Source organism: Microbacterium sp. NPDC058389 (assembly GCF_042722305.1).
Taxonomy (GTDB): domain Bacteria; phylum Actinomycetota; class Actinomycetes; order Actinomycetales; family Microbacteriaceae; genus Microbacterium.
The window spans coordinates 1-20,786 of sequence record NZ_JBHXJQ010000027.1; the positions used below are offsets into that span (position 1 = coordinate 1).

Sequence of the window (20,786 nt, forward strand, 5' to 3'; positions counted from 1 at the left end):
GTGCCGGATCGCGTTCGCCTTGGGGATGAACTCTTCGAGCGGCGTCTGCCGCACGCGGTGGTCGTCGTCGTGGGCGACCGCGCGGCGGTCGGGGTGCAGGCGGGGGTGGTCCCCGGGCGGGGGGGGGGGGGGGGGGCCGGCAACCCCGTTTGGGGGGGGGTGGCGGGGTCCGGGCCGGAGCCCGACCGGCCGGATCCGCGATGCTCGCCGCTGCTGCGGCGGGAGGAGAGGTCGCGTCGTCACCCGAATCGGACGCGACCGAGGGGGCGGGCTGCGCGGAAGCCGTCTGCGCATCCACCCGTGAGGGCCGGTCGGAACGCGCCGACCGGACGATGAGGTACACCAGCCCGCCGATGACGGCGAGGGTGAACAGGAAGCCGATCACGCCGAGCACCGAGACGCCGTCGCCGTCGTCCCAGGCCCACGGCGCGAAGCCGGTGAGGGCCCACAGCGGCCACAGCAGCACATTTCGCAGCCACGGCACGACCGGCACGATCCCGACGATCGCCAGGATGAAGACGCCCGTCATGGCGGGGTCATAGCGCCCCTGGAACAGCTCGCGCAGGTGGATGCGCCCGTCGGTGTCGGGCAGCAGCGCCCACGCGATCGCGTAGACGAGCAGCGCCGGGAAGCCCAGCAGGGCCACCACGACGAAGATGCCGCGCACGATGAGCGGGTCGATCCGCAGCCGCGCGGCGATGCCCCCGCACACGCCGCCGAGCCACGCGTCGCCGCGCGCGACGCCGAGCCCCTGCACCCACGAGAAGAACCGGTCCGAGACGGTCGGCACGCCCGGCGGGGCGGTCGGCGGCGGTCCCGGATCGGTGGGGGGAGCGGAGGTCGTGTCGGTCATGGTTCCACCCTGGCCGCCGCGGCGAGACCCTCGCTATGGGGTGATCCCCTGAGCCGTCCCTGATCCTCGGGCCCCGGGGTGGGTCAGGGGCGGCGGGAGTGATTGGATGCCGGTATGCCCTCATCCCCGTCCACCGGCGACGCCGCGCCCGAGGCTGCGCTTCGTCTCGCCGGCGCTCGCTCAGCGACCGGTGGTCCGGCGGAGGATCATGTCGCGCCCGGGGTGCCGGGGCTCCCGGTCGCTGAGCGAGGAGCGCCAGCGACGAGACGAAGCGCGGTGGACGGTCGGGCCGGGGGCCCGGCATCCACTCGCCCGCCGCTGCGGCGACCTCGCGACTGCGCCGTGTCGGGGGTGTCGGCGGGCCTCGCCCGCCACCTCGGCTGGCCGCTGTGGGTCGTGCGGGCGCTGTTCATCGCGCTGACGCCGCTGTGGGGCGCGGGTGCGCTGCTGTACGGGTGGCTGTGGGTGTTCGTGCCGTGGGAGGACCCGCGGCACGCGGGCGCGGTGCTTGCGGAGGCGGCGGACGCCGACGCGGTGGATGCCGTCGAGGCCGCACGGGTGCGCGACGTGCCGACGCGGCGCGTGCCGGTTGCGTGGATCCTCACCGCGACGGCCATCGTCGTCGTGCTCATGACGGTCACGGCGATCGCGCTCGACGCGGGCGACGGCCAGAGCGGCTCCAGCGCCGCAGGGTGGGGCGGCGGCGTCCTCCTCGCGACGATGCTCGCGGTGTCGGCCGGGATGTGGGCGACGCTCGTCGATCGCAGCGATCCGGCGCGCGGTCCGCGCCACGAGAACATCGTGCGCATCGTCGTGACGGTGACGCTCGTCGTGCTGCTGCTGGCGCAGCTGTCGATGCTGCGTCAGACCGGCGTCGCGGGGTTCGTGTTCGCGCTCGTGCCGCTCGTCGGCGTCGCACTCGTGTACTCGTCGATCCTCGTGGGCAGGTGGCGCGAGCTGACGGGGGAGCGGGTGCGCCGCATCCGCGAGGAGCAGCGGGCCGAGATGGCCGCGCACCTGCACGACTCCGTGCTGCAGACCCTCGCGCTCATCCAGAACCGCGCGGGCGCCTCGACCGAGGTCGCCCGGCTCGCCCGCGCGCAGGAGCGTGAGCTGCGCGCGTGGCTGTACGACGGCGACGCACCGGCCGACAGCGACCTGCCCACCGACCTGCGCGACTACGCCGCCGCGCTCGAGCTCGACTACCCGGTGCGCATCGACGTGGTGTCGGCGGGTCTCCCCGCCGAGCGCGCGAGCGGCGAGGTCGCCGCGGCCTCCCGCGAGGCGATGCTCAACGCCGCCCGCCACGCCGGCGGCGACGTCTCGGTGTACATCGAGGGCAACGCGAACGCCGTCGACGTGTACGTGCGCGACCGCGGCCCCGGGTTCGACCTCGCCGACGTGCCGGACGACCGGCTCGGCGTCCGCCAGTCCATCCTCGGCCGCATGCGCCGTGCCGGCGGCTCCGCGACCGTGCGCCGCGGTGCGAGCGGCGGCACCGAGGTCCATTTGAGGTACGTGGATGCCGGCGGCCCGGCATCCACGTCTCCGGAGGTCCGCCGTGGCTGACGCCCCTGTCCGTGTCGTGATCGTCGACGACCACTCCATCTTCCGCTCGGGCCTGCGCGCCGACCTCGACGCGTCGGTCGAGGTCGTGGGCGAGGCGGCCGACGCGGCCTCGGCGATCGAGGTCATCGAGGCCACGCAGCCCGATGTCGTGCTGCTCGACGTGCACCTGCCGGCGGGCCGGAGTGCGGCATCCGCGCCCGACGCGGCGGGCGGAGAGGCCGTGATCCGCGGCGCGTCGCCCGTCGTGCCGGCCACCCGCTTCCTCGCGCTGAGCGTGTCGGACGCGGCCGAGGACGTCGTGCGCGTCATCCGCGCCGGCGCCCGCGGCTACATCACGAAGGGCTCGTCCGGAGCCGAGGTGAGCCGGGCCGTGCACGCCGTCGCCGAGGGTGACGCCGTGTTCTCGCCGCGCCTGGCCGGGTTCGTGCTGGACGCGTTCGGCGCCGCCGTCGGCGAGACCGCCGCGACCAGCGACGAGCTCGACCGCCTGTCGGCCCGTGAGCAGGAGGTGATGCGGCTCATCGCCCGCGGCTATGCGTACAAGGAGGTCGCCGCCGAGCTGTTCATCTCGATGAAGACCGTCGAGTCGCACGTGTCGGCGGTGCTGCGCAAGCTGCAGCTGTCGTCGCGGTACGAGCTGACCGCGTGGGCGTCGGAGCGGCGTCTGCTCTGAGGCCCGGGTGGGCGCGCCGCGACGCCGCAGCCTCGGAGATCCCGCCCGATTCGGACGTTCGCGCCGCATTCGTCCGAGTTTCGCGAGATCTCCGAGTTTCGACGGCGGTCGGCCCGGCCGGTGTCGGCGGGGCGACCTAAACTGGGTGGGTTATGACCGATGCCCATGCGGCCGCGCCGGGCGCGGCATCCCTTCGTCCTGTCGTGCTCGACGCTGCCCACGTGACGGGCGACACCGGGCCGCGCCCCGACGAGGACCTGCTGCAGGGGCTCAACGCGCAGCAGCGCGAGGCCGTCACCTACCGCGGGCAGGCGCTGCTGATCGTCGCCGGCGCCGGATCGGGCAAGACCAGCGTGCTCACGCGCCGCATCGCGTCGCTGCTGCGGGGCCGCGAGGCGTGGCCCAGCCAGATCCTCGCGATCACCTTCACCAACAAGGCCGCGGGCGAGATGCGCGAGCGCGTCGAGCAGCTGGTCGGCGACACCGCGCGCGGCATGTGGATCTCGACGTTCCACTCGGCGTGCGTGCGCATCCTGCGGCGCGAGGCCGAGCAGTTCGGCTTCACGAAGTCGTTCACGATCTACGACTCCGGCGACTCGCGTGCCCTCATCAAGCGGCTCGTCAAGGAGCACGAGGCCGACGCGTTCGGACTGACCCCGGCGGCGACCCAGTCGCGGATCTCGAAGCTCAAGAACGAACTGGCGGATGCCGAGTCCTACGCCCGCTCGGCCAACATGAGCGATCCCGCCGAGCGGGTGTTCGTCGAGGTGTTCGGCGCGTACCAGCGTGAGCTGCAGAAGGCGAACGCCTTCGACTTCGACGACCTCATCGCGCAGACGGTGTTCCTGTTCCGCGCGTTCCCCCAGGTCGCCGACGTGTACCGCCGCCGCTTCCGGCACGTGCTCGTCGACGAGTACCAGGACACCAACCACGCGCAGTACGCGCTGATCCACGAGCTGACCCGCCCGCCGGGATCGGATGCCGCACCGCTGGCGGGCTCCGGCGGCATGATGATCTTCGAGCCCGAGCCGGCCGCCGAAGACGGCGCATCGCTCACCGTGGTCGGCGACTCCGACCAGTCGATCTACGCCTTCCGCGGTGCCGACATCCGCAACATCAGCGAGTTCGAGAAGGACTTCCCGGGTGCGAAGGTGGTGCTGCTCGAGCAGAACTACCGCTCGACGCAGAACATCCTCTCGGCCGCCAACGCGGTCATCGGGCACAACTTCGACCGCAAAGACAAGAAGCTCTGGACTGACGTCGGCGACGGCGAGAAGATCATCGGCTTCACCGGGTACTCGCAGCACGACGAGGCCCAGTTCGTCGCGGACGAGATCGAGGCGCTGCGCCGCGGCGGCATCGCCTACTCGCAGATGGCCGTGTTCTACCGCACCAACTCGCAGTCCCGTGCGCTGGAAGAGATCTTCATCCGCGCCGCCCTGCCGTACAAGATCATGGGCGGCACGAAGTTCTACGAGCGCGCCGAGATCAAGGACGCCCTCGCCTACCTCGTGGCCGTCGCGAACCCGGCCGACGAGATGGCGATGCGCCGCATCATCAACCGGCCGCGCCGCGGCATCGGCGACGTCACGATCGAGACGATCTCGCGCTACGCGGCCGATCAGCAGATCACGTTCCGCGACGCGCTCGCGAACTCCTCGGCGCTCGGCGTCGGGCCCAAGATCCAGGCTGCGATCGCGCACCTCGACGCGGTGCTCGCCGAGGCGTCCGAGCTCATGCTGCCCGCGTCGGGCGAGATCGCGCCGCCGACTGCGGTCGCCGACGGACTCCAGCTGCTGCTGAACAAGTCCGGCTACTACGATGCGCTGCGCGCCAGCAAGGACGCGCAGGACGAGGCACGCATCGAGAACCTCGACGAGATGGTCGCGGTGGCCCGCGAGTTCGCGCGCAACAACCCCGAGGGCACGATCCTCGACTTCCTCACCGAGGTCGCGCTGGTCTCCGACGCCGACGACCTCGAAGACGCGTCAGGCTCGGTGTCGCTCATGACGCTCCACACCGCGAAGGGCCTGGAGTACGACGCGGTGTTCCTCACCGGCGTCGAGGAGGACCTCATCCCGCACCGCATCTCGGCGGGGGAGCCGGGCGGCCCGCAGGAGGAGCGGCGCCTCTTCTACGTCGGCATCACGCGTGCCCGCCAGCGCCTGTACCTGTCGCTCGCCATGACCCGCGCCCAGTTCGGCGAGGTCACCGTTGCGATGCCCAGCCGCTTCCTGCAGGAGATCCCCGTCGAGCTGCTGCACTGGCGCCAGTCGCCGGGCGACGTCAACTCGCGGGGCGGCACGCAGTCGCGCGCGCTCAACGCGCGCCGCGGCTCGGGGTCGGGCTCCGGGTTCGGCGGGCAGAACAAGCGCTACGGCGACGATCTCGTGCCTCTCGCCCGCCGCGAGCCGTCCGGCAACCTCGAGCGCTTCGCGAACAAGATCCCCGCCAAGGTGCGCGACAACGGCGACCTCGTCCTGGCGCCTGGCGACCGCATCCGTCACGACGACTTCGGCGAAGGACGAGTGGAGGCCGTCACCGGCGAAGGCGCCAAGCGCGTCGCCCACGTGCGCTTCGACTCCGCGGGCCCCAAGAAGCTCCTGATCAAGATCGCCCCGATCGAGAAGCTCTGACGGCCGCCGGCGGACGGCAGCCGTCATCCCGTCGATCGGCTAGGAGCAGTTGAGCTTGTCGATGCCCGCGGACACCGACGCGCGGCCCGTGCTGGGCGCCAGGGTCGCGATCGTCGACCAGCCCGCGTAGGCCCGGACGGTGCCGACGGCGCGGGAGTTCACGAGCGAGCGCACGGTGCCGAGCGCCGCGACGGGGTTGCCCGTCGTGCAGGCTGTGAAGGTGAGCCGGCTGCCCGTGTACGACGTGCCGGAGTAGGCGCAGAACGACCCGCTCGGGCAGGCGCCGACCGAGGACGAGGTGATCCCGTTCGAGTCGGCGAACCGCGCCGCGGGGTCGTCGGCGGCGAGGGTCAGGACGACGGCGCCGTCGTCCCACGACACCTCGTTCGCCGCGGTCTGGGTGCCGCCGAACTCGGCGATGACGGCATCCACCTGATCCTGCGTCGAGTCGGTCGAAGCGGCTGCGGGGGAGGCGCTGAGCGCGATGGCGCCGACCAGCACGGGCAGCGCGAGAAGAGGCATGAGCTTTCGGGAGATCATGTTCTACCTTCCCACGCGTAGTAGGACACGACCGATGGGGAGGGGATGTCGGTGCGGTCATGGCCGACCCACACCGTCTCCATCGCGAGGATGTGGCCGCTCGGGCTCACCAGCATGCGGTCGACGAGGTCGGCGTCGCCCGGTGGGGTCTCGAAGACGTACGCCTCGCGGCCCAGGCGGTCAGTGGTGGTGCCGGCGAGGTCGAGGTCGACGTCCGCGAGGACCTCCAGCAGTGCGGCCTCTTCGGCCGGCCGGAGCACGCGTTCCATGAGCAGCGCCGTGGTGAGCGACAGCCACTCGTTCGGCGAGGACTCGTCCGCGAAGCCGACGTCGAGCATGAGCTGCCGAAGTTCGTCCGGGTCCTCGGGGAGGGGGTCGGGGAACATGTAGGTGTGCTCGCCCGCGGCTTCGTCGATCCGCCAGAGCTCGGTGCCCGGTGGCGTCGCCTTCGGGTCGTCCACGGGCTTGCCCTGCGTGTCGTAGGGGGTGCCCGCCACGACCACCTGCGACCACGCCCCATCCGGGTAGCGGGTGAGGGTCATGTTCTCGGGCGCGACATACGGCGGCGGGACCTTCTCGCCCTCGGCGCCGACGGTCGTGACGAGGCCCCACGTCTGCAGGTCGATCTGCTGCGGCTGCCCGGGCGGCGCCGGGTCCGGCTCGTCGGACGCGCGCAGCTGCTCGGCCAGGTCGTTCAGGAGCTGTGCGGCGTCGCCGCTCCCGGCCGGAGCGGCCTCGATCTGGAGCATGGGCGGCGTCGCGGCGTACGACGGGGTCGGCGTCGCGAGCATCGACACCGTGACGGCGATGACCGCCACGATCGCCGCCGTCGCCGTGGCCAGGATCGACCACCCTGGAACGCCGAACCGGCGGCGTCGGCGCGCGGCGCGCAGGTCGTCGCGCATCTGCGCGATGACCAGGTTCTCCGTCGCATCCCCGCGGGGCAGCGGACGCTGATCGCTCATGGCTGCTCCTCCACGGTGTGAGGGGCGTGGTGGGCGAGCGTCTTGCGCAGCCGTTCCTTCGCGCGGGTGAGGCGCTTGCGCACCGTGGACTCGGTCGCACCGATGACGCGGGCGGCGTCGCGGGGCGGCATCCCTTCGAGCAGGCACAGGACGATGACCTGGGCGTCCGCGGCGCTCGCCGCGCGCAGAGCCGCCTCGACGTCGTGCGACAGCGAGGCGCGATCGACGTGGCGACCGACCTCGTCGGCGTGGTCGGGCACGTCGTCGGCGGCGGGGATGCTGGCGATCAGGCGCTCGTAACGGCGCTGGCCGCGCAGCTGGTTCTTCGATGCCAGGGCGACGGTCTTCAGCAGCCAGGGGAGGAGCGAGCCGTCCACCCCCTGCACGGCATCGCGCTTGCGCCACAGCGCCAGCTGCGCGACGCCGACCGCGTCTTCGGCGTCCGCGGCGTTGCGCGTCATCGACAGCGCGAGCGCGTACATCTTCTTCTCATGCCTGCGAAGGAGCGTCCGCATGGCGCCTTCGTCGCCCTCTCGGGCGCGCTGAAGCAGCGTCTCGTCCGAGACGCTCGGCTCGAAGGCCGCGGCGACGGGGGCGTCGCCGTCCAGCGGGGCGGGCACCACGGCATCATAAGCAGCCCATCGCGCGGAACCCGAACGGCGCGGACGCGGCGCCGGTCGGATGCGGTCAGGGGAATGCTCACATCAGGGATATGTCCGGCACCACGGGTTTTGGGACACCATCGGGTGATTTCTCCACCCGGAGACGGCAATGAGTCGCCTGTGGCGTGGCTGTGAGCGACCCCGTCGAGCGGTCAATGGTCAGCGGTCGGGGCCGACCAGCAGGTGGTGGTGCGCGAGGCGCCGCAGTGCGAGCATCACAGGCTCGTAGAGCGCGGTGCCGAGCACGGCGTATGTCACCGCCTCGTCGAGGCGCATGCCCGGCATCGGGGCGAGCTCCTCGACGGCCACCTGTCGCATCGCGTCGCCGTAGCGGCGGAGCACGCCGGGTGAGGCATCCAATCCCGCCGCCTCGAGGGCGCGCAGGGCTTCGTCGAGCTGGGCGACGGCGGTGAAGCCGGGGTCGTAGGTGAGGCCGAGCTCGGCGATGGCGGCGCGGGCGAGCGGATAGTCGTCACGATCCGCGGTGACGTACGGCGGCAGTGCGCCGACCGCGCGGCCGAGGAGCTCGACCGGATCGCCGGTCGGTGCATCGATGAGGGCCAGGATGTCGCGCACGCGGGCGAGTGGCAGGCCACGCACGTCGGTGAGCGCGGCGATGACGCGCAGGCGTGCCAGGTGCTCGTCGCCGTACTCGGCGCGCGTGGCCGAGACGGCCTCACCACGGGGGAGCATTCCCTCCCGGATGTAGAACTTCACCGTCGCGACGGGAACGCCGCTGCGCTCCGACAGCTCCGAGATCTTCATCCGCCCCTCCTCGGCCTTGTGTTGGATAGTATAGCTATCTAATATTGGAGAGCGTAACTATCCAACGCTTGACCGGCCGGGAGGCAACGATGGACCCCATCCTCACGATCGTCGCCGGAGCGACGATCCTCACCGTCATCGGCATCATGTCGGGCGGCACGTTCCTGCTGCGAATCGCGTCGCGAGGTCTGCCGTTCAACGGGCTGCAGAAGGCCTTCTTCCGCGCCGGCCACGCCCACGCGGGCGTGCTCGTGCTGCTCGGACTCGTCAGCCTGCTGCTGGTCTCGGCCGTCGGCGTGCCCATACCCTGGCAATGGGCGTCGGTGGGTGTGCTCGCCAGTGCGCTCCTGATCCCGGGCGGGTTCTTCCTGTCGGTGCTGGGTCGTGACCCGCAGCGCCCCGGCCGGGCGATCGCGCTGCTGTGGGCGGGAGCGGCCGTGCTGGCGGCATCCCTCCTCGCCATCGGGATCGGCGTCATCATGGCGGGCGTCGCGGCTCTGTGACACCCGCGGTCGTCGCGCCGGTGAACGGGTGTAGGGGGAGGGGCCGCGCGAGTTAGGCTCGAGCAATGGCATTGTTCTCGCGCCGTCCGAAGAAGCCCGCCGCGTCCTCGCCCGAGTCGACGGGTGAGGCTGTCGACGCCGTGGCCGACGACACCACGGAAGCCGAGAACCCCACCCTCGCCGAGACCGCGACGGACGCACCGGCGGACGCCGCTGCGACCGTCTCGATCTCGGTCTCGTCGTACGGCGGCCTGGGTGCGGCACCCGCGGCCGCTCGCCCGGTCGCGGCCGACGAGGCTCCCGCCGAGGCGCCGAGCCAGCTGCCCCGCATGGGCGGCCGCGAGTGGATGCGCACCGCGCCCGCGCAGACCGAGACCGTGCCCGGGCTGCGTGACAACGTGCTGCTCCGTGACGCGCTCGGCCGCGTCGGCGACGCGCCGGCCTCGCAGGCGCTGCTCGACGTCGCACGCCAGCTGATGCAGGGCCACGTGTTCCTGCGGGTGAAGGGCGACGCGCGCGCGCTGCTCGCCGAGGGCAAGCCGCTGCCGCTGGGCGTCGCGAACCTCGGCGACCGCGTCTTCGCGCTCGCGTACTCCAGCGGAGCGGCGCTGCAGGCGAGCCTCAAGGCCGACGGCGACTCCGACACCTCCGCGATGGGGCAGCCGGTGCTCACCGTGCTGCAACACGTGTTCGCGAGCAAGTACGACGGCATCGTCCTCGATCCGGCGTCGACGCCGTCACGCGCCGTGCTGCCGACCGAGCTGCTCAAGCGCGCCGTCGATCAGGCCGACCCCGAGCTCACCGTCAAGACGCTGCTGGCCGCCGAGCGCACGCCCGAGGTGTCGGCGCAGGTCGCCGAGGCGCTCACGCGCGTGCCGCTGTGGGTCGCCGCCGGGCTCGCCGAGGGCGGGGCGCCGGGCCTCGCCGAGGGCCGCACGCCCGACGGCGAGCGGTTCCTCGAGGTGTACTCGCACCCGCTCGAGGTGGCGGTCATGGGCCGCGGCGACAACGCGGTGCCGATCACCGCCGTGCAGCTCGCGAAGGCGCTGCGCTCGGACGACGGCATCAACGGCTTCGTCATCGACCCCGCCGGCCCCTGGATCCGCCTGACGCGCGACGAGCTCGCGCCGGTGCTCGCGCTCGGGGAGTAGGGACCACCCGCCCCGCCGAGATCCCCGGCGAGGCGTGGCGTGACGGCGCTTCGACTCGCTGGCGCTCGCTCAGCACAAGTGTCGGCGCTCCCCGCTAGCGTCGGACCATGGCGTCCGAGCGCATCACCCTCACCGTTCCCGGTCCGGACGGCGACCGCGAGGTCGGCCTGTCGAGCCCCAACCGCGTGATCTGGCCAGAGCTCGGCATCACGAAGCACGAGCTCGCCGAGTACCTCATCGCGGTTCAGGAGCCCTTCCTCGCCGCCAACGGCGACCGGCCGGTGTCGCTCGAGCGCTTCCCCGACGGCGTCGAGGGTGAGCGCTTCTACTCCAAGAACCCGCCCAAGGGGGCGCCGGCATTCGTCGAGGCGCGCACCGTCACGTACAACAGCGGGCGGCGGCATCCCCAGCTCGTCCTCACCGAGATCGCGGCGGCGGTCTGGGCCGTGCAGATGAACACGATCGTGTTCCACCCGTGGGCGTCGCTGACGGCGAACACCGACAACCCGGTCGAGCTGCGGATCGACCTCGACCCGCAGCCCGGGACGGACTTCGGGGATGCCGCGGCCGTCGCCCCCGCGATGCGCGACGTGCTGGCCGAGGCGGGGTTGACGGCGTTCCTCAAGACCAGCGGCAACCGCGGCATCCACGTGTTCTGCCCGATCGAGCCGGAGTGGGAGTTCCTCGAGGTGCGGCATGCGGTCATCGCCGCCGGGCGGGAGCTCGAACGACGCATGCCCGACAAGGTGACGATGAACTGGTGGAAGGAGGAGCGAGGCGAGCGCATCTTCATCGACTTCAACCAGGCCAACCGCGACCGCACGATGGCCGGTGCCTACAGCCCGCGCGCGCTGCCCACCGCGACCGTCTCGACGCCGCTGACGTGGGACGAGCTGGCCGCCGGCGTCGACCCCACGTCGTTCACGGTGCGGACGCTGCCTGCGCGCCTCGCCGAGGTGGGCGATCCGTGGGACGGGCTGCTCGACAAGCCCGGGCGCATCGACACGCTGCTGGAGTGGTGGCAGCGCGACCTCGACGCCGGCCTCGGCGAGCTGAACTTCCCGCCCGACTTCCCCAAGATGCCCGGTGAGCCGCCGCGCGTGCAGCCCAGCCGCATCAACCCCGAGAACTGGCCCAAGGCGGAGGACTGAGGCGGCGACCGATCCGCTCCGGCGGTCACGCAACCCTCCCGTTTGTCGCAGTCACCCGGCCGGGCCGACCCTGCCTGCCGTCAGCAGCCCGACGGCGCCACGGCGGGGGTGCTCGGGCAGGGCGCCGCCGCAGACGGGATGGAGCGGGGCGCGGGCGTGCGGTGGAACAGGCGCGTGAAGGAGAAGCGCCGGCGCACCGGCCGGACTTCTGCCCCGCTCCGCTCGCGCTGGGCGAGGATCAGCGCGTTCTCGCGGGCGATCGTCGCGGCGCGCTCATCGGCGATGACCTGAGCCGTGTAGAAGGACATGATCTCTCCTGTCGGAAGATGCCTCCACCCTCGGGCTCCGCTCGAACTGACGGAGCAGCGCTTGGGGCGGGTACGACACGCTAGTCCGGGCCTCCGACATTCGACGGGCGGCGTCTGCGCACAGCGGCCGCACCTGCACCCAGCGGCACCGGGCGCGCCCCGGCGGCACCCGCCCGGGGGCCGCTTCAGACGAGCACGTCGGCGAGGTCGTACGCCGCGACGACCTCCAGCTGCTCGTACGTGCACGAGGCCGGATCGCGGTCGGGGCGCCAGCGCTCGAACTGCACGGTGTGGCGGAATCGCCAGCCTTCGAGCTGGTCGTAGCGCACCTCGAGCACGCGTTCGGGGCGGAGCTTCACGAAGGAGGAGTCGGCGCGGCCCGCCTGGAACCGCGACTTCTCGCCCTCGCCGCGGACCGCCTCGCCGTCGGCGTCGCGCACCACGAGCGGCGCGAGCTCGTCGATGAGCTCGAGACGGCGCTCGTTGCTCCATGCCGCGACGCCGCCCACCGGGTACAGCGTGCCGTCCTCGCCGTACAGGCCGACGAGCAGCGAGCCGACGCCCTCGCCCGACTTGTGGATGCGGTAGCCGAGTGCCACGACGTCGGCGGTGCGCGCGTGCTTGATCTTGAACATCGTGCGCTTGCCCGGCGCGTAGGGCTGGTCGAGCGGCTTGGCGACGACCCCGTCGAGCCCGGCCCCCTCGAACTCGGCGAGCCACCGGCGCCCGAGGTCGGGGTCGTCGGTCGCGCGGGTGACGTGCACCGGGTCGGGCACAGCGCGCAGCAGGTCGACCAGAGCGGCGCGTCTCGTCGCGAACGGCTCTCCCTGCAGGTCGCGGTCGCCGATCGCCAGCACGTCGAACGCGATGAACATCGCCGGCGTCTGCTCCGACAGCATGTTGACCCGCGACGCCGCGGGGTGGATGCGCTGCGACAACGACTCCCAGTCGAGCCGGCGGCGTCCGTCGTGCTCGACCGGCACCACGATCTCGCCGTCGAGCAGGCACGGCTCGGGCAGGAGGCGCGCGAAGGCCTCGACGAGCTCGGGGAAGTACCGGGTCAGCGGCTTCGCGCCGCGCGACCCGATGACCACCTCGGACCCGTCCCACGACACCAGGGCGCGGAAGCCGTCCCATTTCGGCTCGTAGCTGAGTCCGCCGGGCGCCTTCGCCGGGTCGGGCACGTCGGGCACGGACTTCGCGAGCATCGGTGCGGGGATCTCGTACGGCATGGCCCCCATCCTGCCCGCCACTGCCGACATCCGCACCGTGCCGGCGCGGAGGGGCGGATGCCGCGGCCCCGGGCCGCGGCATCCGTCACAGGGTCGCGGAGTACAGCGCGGCGGCCTCGGTGCGGTTCGCGGCGCCGATCTTGGCCAGGATCGCGGACACGTGCACGGAGGCCGTCTTGGGGCTGATGAACAGGCGCTGCCCGATCTGCGGATTGGTGAGACCCTCGGCGATCAGCTCGAGCACCTGCAGCTCCCGCGGCGTGAGCGAGGCGACGGTGCCCGTGGCGGCCGCGGCAGGACCGCCGCCGGCCTGGGCGGCGAGCTCGGACGCCCACCGTCCGACGCGGGCGGCGCCCTGCGCGGGGGCCTCCGCCGCGATGCGTGCGAGCAGCTCGAGCGCCTCGTCGCGGTCGCCGGCGGCGATCAGCGCCATCGCGAGCCGGCACCGTGCCTGGTGGAGGTGCCACACGGGCATGAGATCGTGCTCGATCGCGGCCGCCACCGCTCGCCAGCGCTCCACGCGCTCGGCGGCCGGAGCCTCGTCGGCATCGGCGAGGGCCGCCGCAGCGAAGCCTGCGTAGGCCTGTGCCACATCGTGGCCGGGTGCGGCCGCGATCGCGGCTCGGATCCGGGCTGTCACCGTGGCGTCGACGTCCACGCCGAGCGCGAGCAGCGCTGCCGTCGCCATGCCGTAGCGGCGCACCGCCGGGGATCGGTCTTCGTCTTCGGCCGCGGCCACGACGTCGGGCAGCAGTTCGCGTGCGGCCGCCGGATCCTGAGGTCCCCGCGCGCCGAGCATGGCCTCCGCCCGTTCGATCGTCCACCAGCGCCCTTTGCCCGGGTGCTCGCGCACCGCCTGGTCGATCGTGGCCTGCTCGGCGGCGAGCATCTCGGCGCGCTCATCGGCGCGGTCATCCCAGTCGTAGTGCGAGGCCAGCAGGCGGTAGACGGACGCCTGCCCGTGAGGCCCCAGCAATCGCCGGGCGCGCCGTGAGGCGGTCAGCGCCTCGGCCGGCCGGCCGGCCGCGAACAGCGCGAACGACAGCGGGTGTGCGATCGAGGCGCCGGATCCGCGTTCGATGCCCGCGCGCGCGACGTCGTCGTAGTGCTGGGTGCCCACCACGCTCGCCTCGTGGAAGCGTCCGATGCGCAGCAGCATGTCGGTCAGCGCGCCACCCGCGTAGGCGCGCAGCGGCGGGTCCACCGGCAGGGTGACCGCGCGTTCCAGAGGTGCGACGGCGCCGGGCTCGTCGTCCTCGTCGCCGGCGATCCGCCACGCCTCGACGGTGAGGGCGACCGCCAGCGCCTCGGCGTCGCCCACCTCCTCCGCCAGGGCGATGGCGCGTGCGGCGTGCGCGGCCGCCGCCTCGCCGTGCTCGCCATGCGCGAGATTGGTCAGCGCCCGGGACAGCAGGATCCGAGCCGGCGCCTCGTCGATGCCCTCCAGCAGTGCGACCGCCTGCTCGATGTCTTCCGTGCGATCGCGGTTCTCGAGATTGAACGACTCGACGTACCGCTGCCGCAGGAGCGCGGCGCGTGTGACCACGTCGTCGGGGCAGACCGCGAGTCCTTCGTTCGCCGACCGCAGCGAACGCTCGGCGTCGCCCAGGTCGTGCCACGCCTGAGCGGCGTCGAGATGCACGGCGGGAAGGCTCGTTCCGGCCCGCGCCGACGCGTCCGGCACCTGCTCCCAGAGCTCGGTCAGCCGTTCGGCCAGCTTCGCCCTCGTCGCGGGTGAGAACCGGGTGCGTGAGTGCTGGAGCGCCTCGACGGTCGCATCGAACGCCGCGGGCAGGTCGCGGGCTGCGAGCCAGTGCTCGGCGACGGCGGAGGCGTCCTCGGGGGAGTCGCCGCGGTGGTCGCGCAGGTGCTCGGCGTACCGGCGGTGCACGCGCACGCGCTCGCTGGGCAGCATCTCGGCGTCGACGGCCTCTCGCGTGAGCGCGTGCCGGAAGGTGTACCCGTCGCCGTCGGCGAGGATCACGCGCGTGTCGATCGCCTCGCGCACGGCGGCGTCCAGCGCCGCGTCGTCGAGCGCGGTCACCGCCGCCAGCACGTCGTGCTCGACGTGCATGCCGCCGGCAGCCATCGTCCGCACGACGTGCTGCGCATCGTCGTCCAGCCGTGCGTACCGCGCGAGCACGAGGTCGCGCAGTGTTTCGGGCAGGGGGCGGTCGCCGACGTCGACGAGCTCCTCGACGAGGAACGGGATGCCGCCGCTGCGCTCGCTTAGCGACTCCACCAGGCGCGGGTCGAGCCCGGCCGTGAGCTGGGCGACCTGCTCTGCGACCTCGTCCGTCGTGAGCGGGCGCACCTCGACGCGCACGACGGATCGCGTGCGGTCGAGCTCCGCGAGGACGGGGCGCAGCGGATGGAAGCGATCGATGTCGTCGGAGCGATAGGTCGCGACGATCGTGAGCCGACGGCCCCGGAGAGTGCTGGCGAGGGTCTTCAGGAGGGCCATGGTTGCGGCATCCGCCCACTGCAGGTCTTCGAGCACGACGACCAGGTGCCGTCGCTGCGAGAGCTGCTCGAGGAGCACCTCGATCGCCTCGGCGAACTCGCCTGCCGGGTCGTCGTGGTCGATCGTCTCCGCGGTGATGCCGGGCACGAGCGCCGCGAGGCTGGCGACGACCGCGGCCGACCCGGCGGCCTCGCGCAGCGCATCGGTGCCGAGGGCGGCATGCAGGTCTCGCAGCACCCTGCGGATCGGTCCGAACGGCGCGCCGATCGGACCGAGGTCGACGCACTGCCCGAAGGCGACGACGGGACCGTCCGCCGGCGGGGCCCCGAGCGGGTCACGAGCGACGAGGGAGAGGAACTCCTGCACGAGCCGGGTCTTGCCCACGCCCGCCTCACCGCGCACGACGACCGTGCGCGGCACACCGGCGGCGCCGTCGTCGAACGCCTCCAGCAGCGTCGCGAGCTCGGAGTGCCGCCCGACCATGCGCGGGCTCGAAGGGGGTGCGGGCATGGTCATATCGTGGCACCTTCCGCGCGCGTCCGGACTGTCGTCGGCGTGCCCGAGGCGCCGCGCCCGTTCCGCGTCACCGCGCGGCGGCGACGGCGGAACGGCGGGCGTGACGGGCGTGGCGGCTGCGCGGAGTGAGACCGGGGGCCGCAGCGGGCGAGGCCTCCGCCTCGTCGGCGGCGCCGCGTGCGGCGCGCAGCTCGCGGAGCTCGGCCTCGCGGCGCAGCTGCGCGGTCTGCTGGGTGTGGAGCGTCGAGGCGAAGAAGGTCGTGTCGTTCATGTGCGTCTCCTGTCGGATGACCCGCCTTTTCGGCCGGTCCGTCTTACAGGTACGACTTTCGTCTCTAAGGGGGGTCCTCCCCATCGGGCGGATGCCTTATATCCGCCTCGGAGACGCCTCAGATGTGGATGCCGCCGCCTTAGGCGAACGCGCTCATCCCGGTGATGTCGCGGCCGATGAGCAGCGCCTGGACGCTCTCGGTGCCCTCGTAGGTGTGGATCGCCTCGATGTCGGCCATGTGCTGCATGACGCCGTTCTCGAGCAGGATGCCGTTGCCGCCGAGCATGTCGCGCGCGGTGGACGCGATGCGCCGGGCCGCCCGCGTGTTGTGGAACTTCGCGAGCGACGCCTGCGTCGGCCGCAGCTCACCACGGGTCTCGAGGTCGGCCATCCATCGGCAGTACAGCTGCATCGCGGTGAGCTCCTCGAGCATCTGCGCGAGGCGCTCCTGCACCATCTGGAACTTCGCCAGCGGCTTGCCGAACTGCTCGCGCTGCTGTGCGTACGACAGCGCCGCCTCGTAGCAGGCGGTGGCGTGGCCGAGCGCCGACCACGCGACGCCCGAACGCGTCGAGTACAGCACGGTCGAGGCATCCTTGAAGCTCTTCGTCCCCGGCAGCACGGCGTCGGCCGGAACGCGCACGCCGTCGAGCACGATGTGGGCCTGGTGGATGCCGCGCAGCGATGCCTTGCCGGTGATCACGGTGCCGGCATACCCGGGGGTGGACTGCTCCACGAGGAAGCAGCGGACGGCGCCGTGCAGCTCGTCGGTGGGCGAGTCGATGCGCGCCCACACGAACGTGATGCCGCCGGATGCGCCGTTGCCGATCCACTTCTTCGCGCCGTCGATGACCCAGCCGGCGTCGGTCCCTGAGCCCGTCGGAGTCTCGCGGCGGGCGACGGTCTCGAGCGATACCGAATCCGAGCCGTGGTCGGGCTCGGTCAGGGCGAACGCGCCGAGCACATCGCCGCGCGCGACCGGGACGAGCCACCGCGCCTGCTGCTCGTCGCTGCCGAAGAGCGCGAGCGTGCGCAGTGCCAGGCCGCCCTGCACGGCGAGCACCGTGCCGAGCGAGCCGTCGCCACGGGAGATCTCCATGTTCACGAGGCCCGCGGCCAGCGGCGAGAAGCGCGTGAGGGCGGGGTGGTCGATGCCGTCGTTGAACAGATCGAGCTCGCCCGCCCGCTCCGCGACGTCGACCGGGTACGAGCCGGTGTCCCACGCGTCCTGCATGCGCGTGCCGACCTCGTCGACGAACGCCTCGGCGCGCTCCCACACCTCGCGGTCGGCGGCGGGGATGTCGGCGAACACCGCGTAGTAGTCGGTGCCGCGGCGAGTGGTGACGTCATAGCCCTCGACGCGCTGGCCGGGGCGGGGCTGGAACTCGGTCATGACGACTCCTCGTGAGACTGAATGTCATGAGTGATAGTACTCAGTCTCACCTGGGAGAACGGAGTGCGCCCGGGCGATCACCCCCGCGGGGATGCGTCGTCAGGCGTCGAGCTGCTCGCGCAGCAGGCGTGTGAGCTCTGCAGTGGGGGTCGACCGCGGGAACACCGCGATCACGACGTCGTCGCCGCTCGGCGCGGCGTCGTCGCCCGGCAGTACGCCGAACCGGCGGCGCGCGTCGTCGAGCGCCGCGCGCAGCACCGAGACCGGCACCTTCTTGGGGCTGCGGATGAGCCGGCGCAGCACGTGGTTGTGGACAGCGGTCACGAGCGCCGCGAACCCGACCGCGTCGAGCGGGTCGAGCCCCGGGAGGGACGCGCGCAGGTACTCGTCGAACAGCCGCTCGTACCGGAACACCGTGACAATCTCGCGGTCGCGCAGCGCCGGCACCTGGCGCACCACCCGGTAGCGACGGCGGGCCAGCTCGGGGTCGGCGGCGAAATGCGCGTAGACGAGGATGGATGCCTCGCACACGGCCGCCCACGGATCGCGATGCTGCTGCGACAGGAAGTCGCGGAGCATGTCGAGCAGCTCTTCGTGGTCGGTGAACACCACGTCGTCCTTGCCGCCGAACTGGCGGAAGAACGTGGAGCGCGACACCCCTGCGGCCTGGGCGATCTGCTCGACCGAGGTCTGGTCGAATCCCTGCTCGGCGAACAGCTCGAGGGCTGCGGCCACCACGGCGGCGCGCGAAGCGGCCTGGGCGGCGGAAAGGCCCTGGGCGGCGGTGGTGTCGGACATCTCGGGGAGAGCCTAGCCCCCGCCGCGCGACGGCGGCGGCGGCGCGTCGCTGCCGTCAGAACCGGACAGGAAGCGGTAGTAGGCTGGGGGACTGGTCGATATCTCGACGTCGAGACGCTTTTGAGCGTCATTCCCACCCCATTCGCCACCTGCGAAGGAAACAACTGTGGATCTGTACGAGTACCAGGCACGAGACCTTTTCGAGAAGTACGAGGTGCCGGTGCTCGCCGGCATCGTCGCGGACACGCCGGAGGAGGTGCGTGCCGCAGCCGAGAAGATCGGCGGTGTCGTCGTCGTCAAGGCCCAGGTCAAGACCGGCGGACGCGGCAAGGCCGGTGGCGTGAAGGTCGCCAAGACGCCCGACGAGGCTTACGAGGCCGCGAAGGCGATCCTCGGCCTCGACATCAAGGGTCACGTCGTCAAGCGCGTGATGGTCGCCCAGGGCGCCCGCATCGACAAGGAGTACTACTTCTCGGTGCTGCTCGACCGCGCCAACCGCTCCTACCTGTCGCTCGCGTCGGTCGAGGGCGGCATGGAGATCGAGGAGCTCGCCGTCGAGCGTCCCGAGGCGCTCGCGCGCATCGCCGTCGACCCGCTGCGGGGCATCGACAAGCAGAAGGCCGTCGAGATCGCGCAGGCCGCCGGCTTCGGCGAGGACCTCGTCGACAAGGTGGGCGACGTGTTCGTCAAGCTCTTCGCCGTGTACAAGGGCGAGGACGCCACGCTCGTCGAGGTGAACCCCCTCGTGCTGACCGAGGAGGGCGACATCATCGCCCTCGACGGCAAGGTCTCGCTCGACGAGAACGCCGACTTCCGTCACCCGGGCCACGAGCTCCTCGAAGACAAGGCCGCGGCCGACCCGCTCGAGGCCAAGGCCAAGGCGAACGACCTCAACTACGTCAAGCTCGACGGCGAGGTCGGTGTCATCGGCAACGGCGCAGGCCTGGTCATGTCGACGCTCGACGTCGTCGCGTACGCCGGTGAGAACCACGGCGGCGTGAAGCCCGCCAACTTCCTCGACATCGGCGGCGGCGCGTCGGCCGAGGTCATGGCCGCGGGGCTGGACGTCATCCTCGGCGACCCGCAGGTCAAGAGCGTGTTCGTCAACGTCTTCGGCGGCATCACCGCGTGCGACGCCGTCGCCAAGGGCATCGTCGGCGCGCTGGCCGAGCTCGGCTCGTCGGCCTCGAAGCCGCTGGTCGTCCGCCTCGACGGCAACAAGGTCGAAGAGGGCCGTGCGATCCTCCGCGACGCCAACCACCCGCTCGTGACCCTGGCCGAGACGATGGACGAGGGCGCCGACAAGGCCGCCGAGCTCGCCAACGCCTGACGCTTCGACAAGCTCAGCGACCGTACTTCGACAAGCTCAGTAACCGATTCAAGGATTAGATATGTCGATCTTCCTCAACAAGGACTCCAAGGTCATCGTCCAGGGCATCACCGGCGGCGAGGGCACCAAGCACACCGCGCTCATGCTCAAGGCCGGCACGCAGGTCGTCGGCGGCGTGAACGCCCGCAAGGCCGGCACCACGGTGCTGCACCACGACGCCGACGGCAACCCCGTCGAGCTGCCCGTCTTCGCGTCGGTCGAAGAGGCCATCGCGGCCACCGGCGCCGACGTCTCGATCGCGTTCGTGCCGCCGGCGTTCACGAAGGACGCCATGGTCGAGGCCATCGACGCCGAGATCCCGCTCCTCGTCGTGATCACCGAGGGCGTGCCCGTGGGCGACACCGCCGAGGCGTGGGCGTACGCGCAGTCGAAGGGTGACACGACCCGCATCATCGGCCCGAACTGCCCCGGCATCATCACGCCCGGCGAGTCGCTGGTCGGCATCACGCCCGCCAACATCACCGGCAAGGGCCCGATCGGCCTCGTGTCGAAGTCGGGCACCCTGACGTACCAGATGATGTACGAGCTGCGCGAGATCGGCTTCTCGACGGCCATCGGCATCGGCGGCGACCCGATCATCGGCACCACCCACATCGACGCGCTCGCCGCGTTCGAGGCCGACCCCGAGACCAAGGCGATCGTCATGATCGGCGAGATCGGCGGCGACGCCGAGGAGCGCGCGGCCGACTTCATCAAGGCCAACGTGACCAAGCCGGTCGTCGGCTACGTCGCGGGCTTCACCGCCCCCGAGGGCAAGACCATGGGCCACGCCGGCGCCATCGTCTCGGGCTCGGCGGGCACCGCGCAGGCGAAGAAGGAGGCCCTCGAGGCCGCCGGCGTCAAGGTCGGCAAGACGCCGTCCGAGACCGCCGCGCTCATGCGCGAGATCATCGCGGGCCTGTAAGGACCACAGCAGAGGGGCGGATGCCGCGGCTCAGAGCCGCGG

General features: G+C 72.0%; 19 protein-coding genes. 8 read left to right on the plus strand and 11 right to left on the minus strand.

Annotated features, from left to right (window positions below; genetic code table 11):
- Nucleotides 1–853, minus strand: an 853-nt coding sequence (locus ACFWJ8_RS20630; protein ID WP_378815084.1) for a PspC domain-containing protein, incomplete at its 3' end; no start/stop codon positions are given.
- A 276-nt stretch (nucleotides 854–1,129) separates the two neighbouring features.
- Between ACFWJ8_RS20630 and ACFWJ8_RS20635 the strand changes: the two genes are divergently transcribed.
- The 3 genes from ACFWJ8_RS20635 (at nucleotide 1,130) to ACFWJ8_RS20645 (ending at nucleotide 5,731) form a co-directional block, all read left to right on the plus strand.
- Nucleotides 1,130–2,422, plus strand: a complete 1,293-nt coding sequence (locus ACFWJ8_RS20635; RefSeq protein WP_378815086.1) for a PspC domain-containing protein — start codon at nucleotides 1,130–1,132, stop codon at nucleotides 2,420–2,422.
- Nucleotides 2,415–3,095 (plus strand): LuxR C-terminal-related transcriptional regulator, encoded by a 681-nt coding sequence (locus tag ACFWJ8_RS20640; RefSeq protein WP_378815088.1) that lies wholly within the window; start codon nucleotides 2,415–2,417, stop codon nucleotides 3,093–3,095. The genes ACFWJ8_RS20635 and ACFWJ8_RS20640 overlap by 8 nt, the downstream gene beginning before the upstream one ends.
- 152 nt (nucleotides 3,096–3,247) lie before the next feature.
- Nucleotides 3,248–5,731, plus strand: coding sequence for an ATP-dependent helicase (locus ACFWJ8_RS20645; protein ID WP_378815090.1), 2,484 nt, complete (start codon nucleotides 3,248–3,250; stop codon nucleotides 5,729–5,731).
- Between the two features lie 39 nt (nucleotides 5,732–5,770).
- Here the strand turns inward: ACFWJ8_RS20645 and ACFWJ8_RS20650 are convergent, their stop codons facing one another.
- The 4 genes from ACFWJ8_RS20650 to ACFWJ8_RS20665 all read right to left on the minus strand — a co-directional run bounded on the left by ACFWJ8_RS20650 (nucleotide 5,771) and on the right by ACFWJ8_RS20665 (nucleotide 8,663).
- Nucleotides 5,771–6,271 (minus strand): peptidase inhibitor family I36 protein, encoded by a 501-nt coding sequence (locus tag ACFWJ8_RS20650; protein ID WP_378815092.1) that lies wholly within the window; start codon nucleotides 6,269–6,271, stop codon nucleotides 5,771–5,773.
- Nucleotides 6,268–7,236: a hypothetical protein gene (locus ACFWJ8_RS20655; protein ID WP_378815093.1), complete on the minus strand. Its 969-nt coding sequence runs from the start codon at nucleotides 7,234–7,236 to the stop codon at nucleotides 6,268–6,270. The genes ACFWJ8_RS20650 and ACFWJ8_RS20655 overlap by 4 nt, the downstream gene beginning before the upstream one ends.
- Nucleotides 7,233–7,856 (minus strand): RNA polymerase sigma factor, encoded by a 624-nt coding sequence (locus ACFWJ8_RS20660; RefSeq protein WP_378815095.1) that lies wholly within the window; start codon nucleotides 7,854–7,856, stop codon nucleotides 7,233–7,235. Before ACFWJ8_RS20660 ends, ACFWJ8_RS20655 begins: the two co-directional genes overlap by 4 nt.
- Before the next feature lie 201 nt (nucleotides 7,857–8,057).
- Nucleotides 8,058–8,663, minus strand: a complete 606-nt coding sequence (locus tag ACFWJ8_RS20665; RefSeq protein WP_378815097.1) for a MerR family transcriptional regulator — start codon at nucleotides 8,661–8,663, stop codon at nucleotides 8,058–8,060.
- 89 nt (nucleotides 8,664–8,752) lie between these two features.
- Here ACFWJ8_RS20665 and ACFWJ8_RS20670 point away from each other — a divergent pair, with 89 nt between their 5' ends.
- The 3 genes from ACFWJ8_RS20670 (at nucleotide 8,753) to ligD (ending at nucleotide 11,468) form a co-directional block, all read left to right on the plus strand.
- On the plus strand, nucleotides 8,753–9,166 hold the full coding sequence (locus ACFWJ8_RS20670) for a hypothetical protein (RefSeq protein ID WP_378815099.1): 414 nt from the start codon (nucleotides 8,753–8,755) through the stop codon (nucleotides 9,164–9,166).
- A 65-nt stretch (nucleotides 9,167–9,231) separates the two neighbouring features.
- Nucleotides 9,232–10,317: an SseB family protein gene (locus tag ACFWJ8_RS20675; protein WP_378815101.1), complete on the plus strand. Its 1,086-nt coding sequence runs from the start codon at nucleotides 9,232–9,234 to the stop codon at nucleotides 10,315–10,317.
- Between the two features lie 107 nt (nucleotides 10,318–10,424).
- Nucleotides 10,425–11,468, plus strand: coding sequence for a non-homologous end-joining DNA ligase (gene ligD, locus ACFWJ8_RS20680; protein WP_378815103.1), 1,044 nt, complete (start codon nucleotides 10,425–10,427; stop codon nucleotides 11,466–11,468).
- Between the two features lie 80 nt (nucleotides 11,469–11,548).
- On the opposite strand, the gene ACFWJ8_RS20685 is transcribed toward ligD, so the two are convergent.
- The 6 genes from ACFWJ8_RS20685 to ACFWJ8_RS20710 all read right to left on the minus strand — a co-directional run bounded on the left by ACFWJ8_RS20685 (nucleotide 11,549) and on the right by ACFWJ8_RS20710 (nucleotide 18,450).
- A complete protein-coding gene (locus ACFWJ8_RS20685; protein WP_378815105.1) occupies nucleotides 11,549–11,776 on the minus strand; it encodes a hypothetical protein in 228 nt (75 codons plus the stop codon).
- 185 nt (nucleotides 11,777–11,961) lie between these two features.
- Nucleotides 11,962–13,008, minus strand: a complete 1,047-nt coding sequence (locus ACFWJ8_RS20690; RefSeq protein WP_378815107.1) for an ATP-dependent DNA ligase — start codon at nucleotides 13,006–13,008, stop codon at nucleotides 11,962–11,964.
- An 85-nt stretch (nucleotides 13,009–13,093) separates the two neighbouring features.
- Nucleotides 13,094–15,982 carry an AAA family ATPase gene (locus ACFWJ8_RS20695; protein ID WP_378815109.1) on the minus strand — a complete coding sequence of 963 codons (2,889 nt, stop codon included), beginning with the start codon at nucleotides 15,980–15,982 and terminating at the stop codon, nucleotides 13,094–13,096.
- A gap of 73 nt (nucleotides 15,983–16,055) precedes the next feature.
- On the minus strand, nucleotides 16,056–16,259 hold the full coding sequence (locus tag ACFWJ8_RS20700; protein ID WP_378815110.1) for a hypothetical protein: 204 nt from the start codon (nucleotides 16,257–16,259) through the stop codon (nucleotides 16,056–16,058).
- A gap of 139 nt (nucleotides 16,260–16,398) precedes the next feature.
- Nucleotides 16,399–17,652, minus strand: a complete 1,254-nt coding sequence (locus ACFWJ8_RS20705) for an acyl-CoA dehydrogenase family protein (protein WP_378815112.1) — start codon at nucleotides 17,650–17,652, stop codon at nucleotides 16,399–16,401.
- 99 nt (nucleotides 17,653–17,751) lie between these two features.
- The gene (locus ACFWJ8_RS20710) at nucleotides 17,752–18,450 is read right to left on the minus strand and encodes a TetR family transcriptional regulator (protein WP_378815114.1); all 699 of its coding nucleotides are present in this window, start codon (nucleotides 18,448–18,450) and stop codon (nucleotides 17,752–17,754) included.
- A 166-nt stretch (nucleotides 18,451–18,616) separates the two neighbouring features.
- Here ACFWJ8_RS20710 and sucC point away from each other — a divergent pair, with 166 nt between their 5' ends.
- Together sucC and sucD are read left to right on the plus strand one after the other, a co-directional pair.
- Nucleotides 18,617–19,780: an ADP-forming succinate--CoA ligase subunit beta gene (gene sucC, locus ACFWJ8_RS20715; RefSeq protein WP_378815116.1), complete on the plus strand. Its 1,164-nt coding sequence runs from the start codon at nucleotides 18,617–18,619 to the stop codon at nucleotides 19,778–19,780.
- 61 nt (nucleotides 19,781–19,841) lie between these two features.
- On the plus strand, nucleotides 19,842–20,744 hold the full coding sequence (gene sucD, locus ACFWJ8_RS20720; RefSeq protein ID WP_378815118.1) for a succinate--CoA ligase subunit alpha: 903 nt from the start codon (nucleotides 19,842–19,844) through the stop codon (nucleotides 20,742–20,744).
- Nucleotides 20,745–20,786 lie beyond the last annotated feature (42 nt).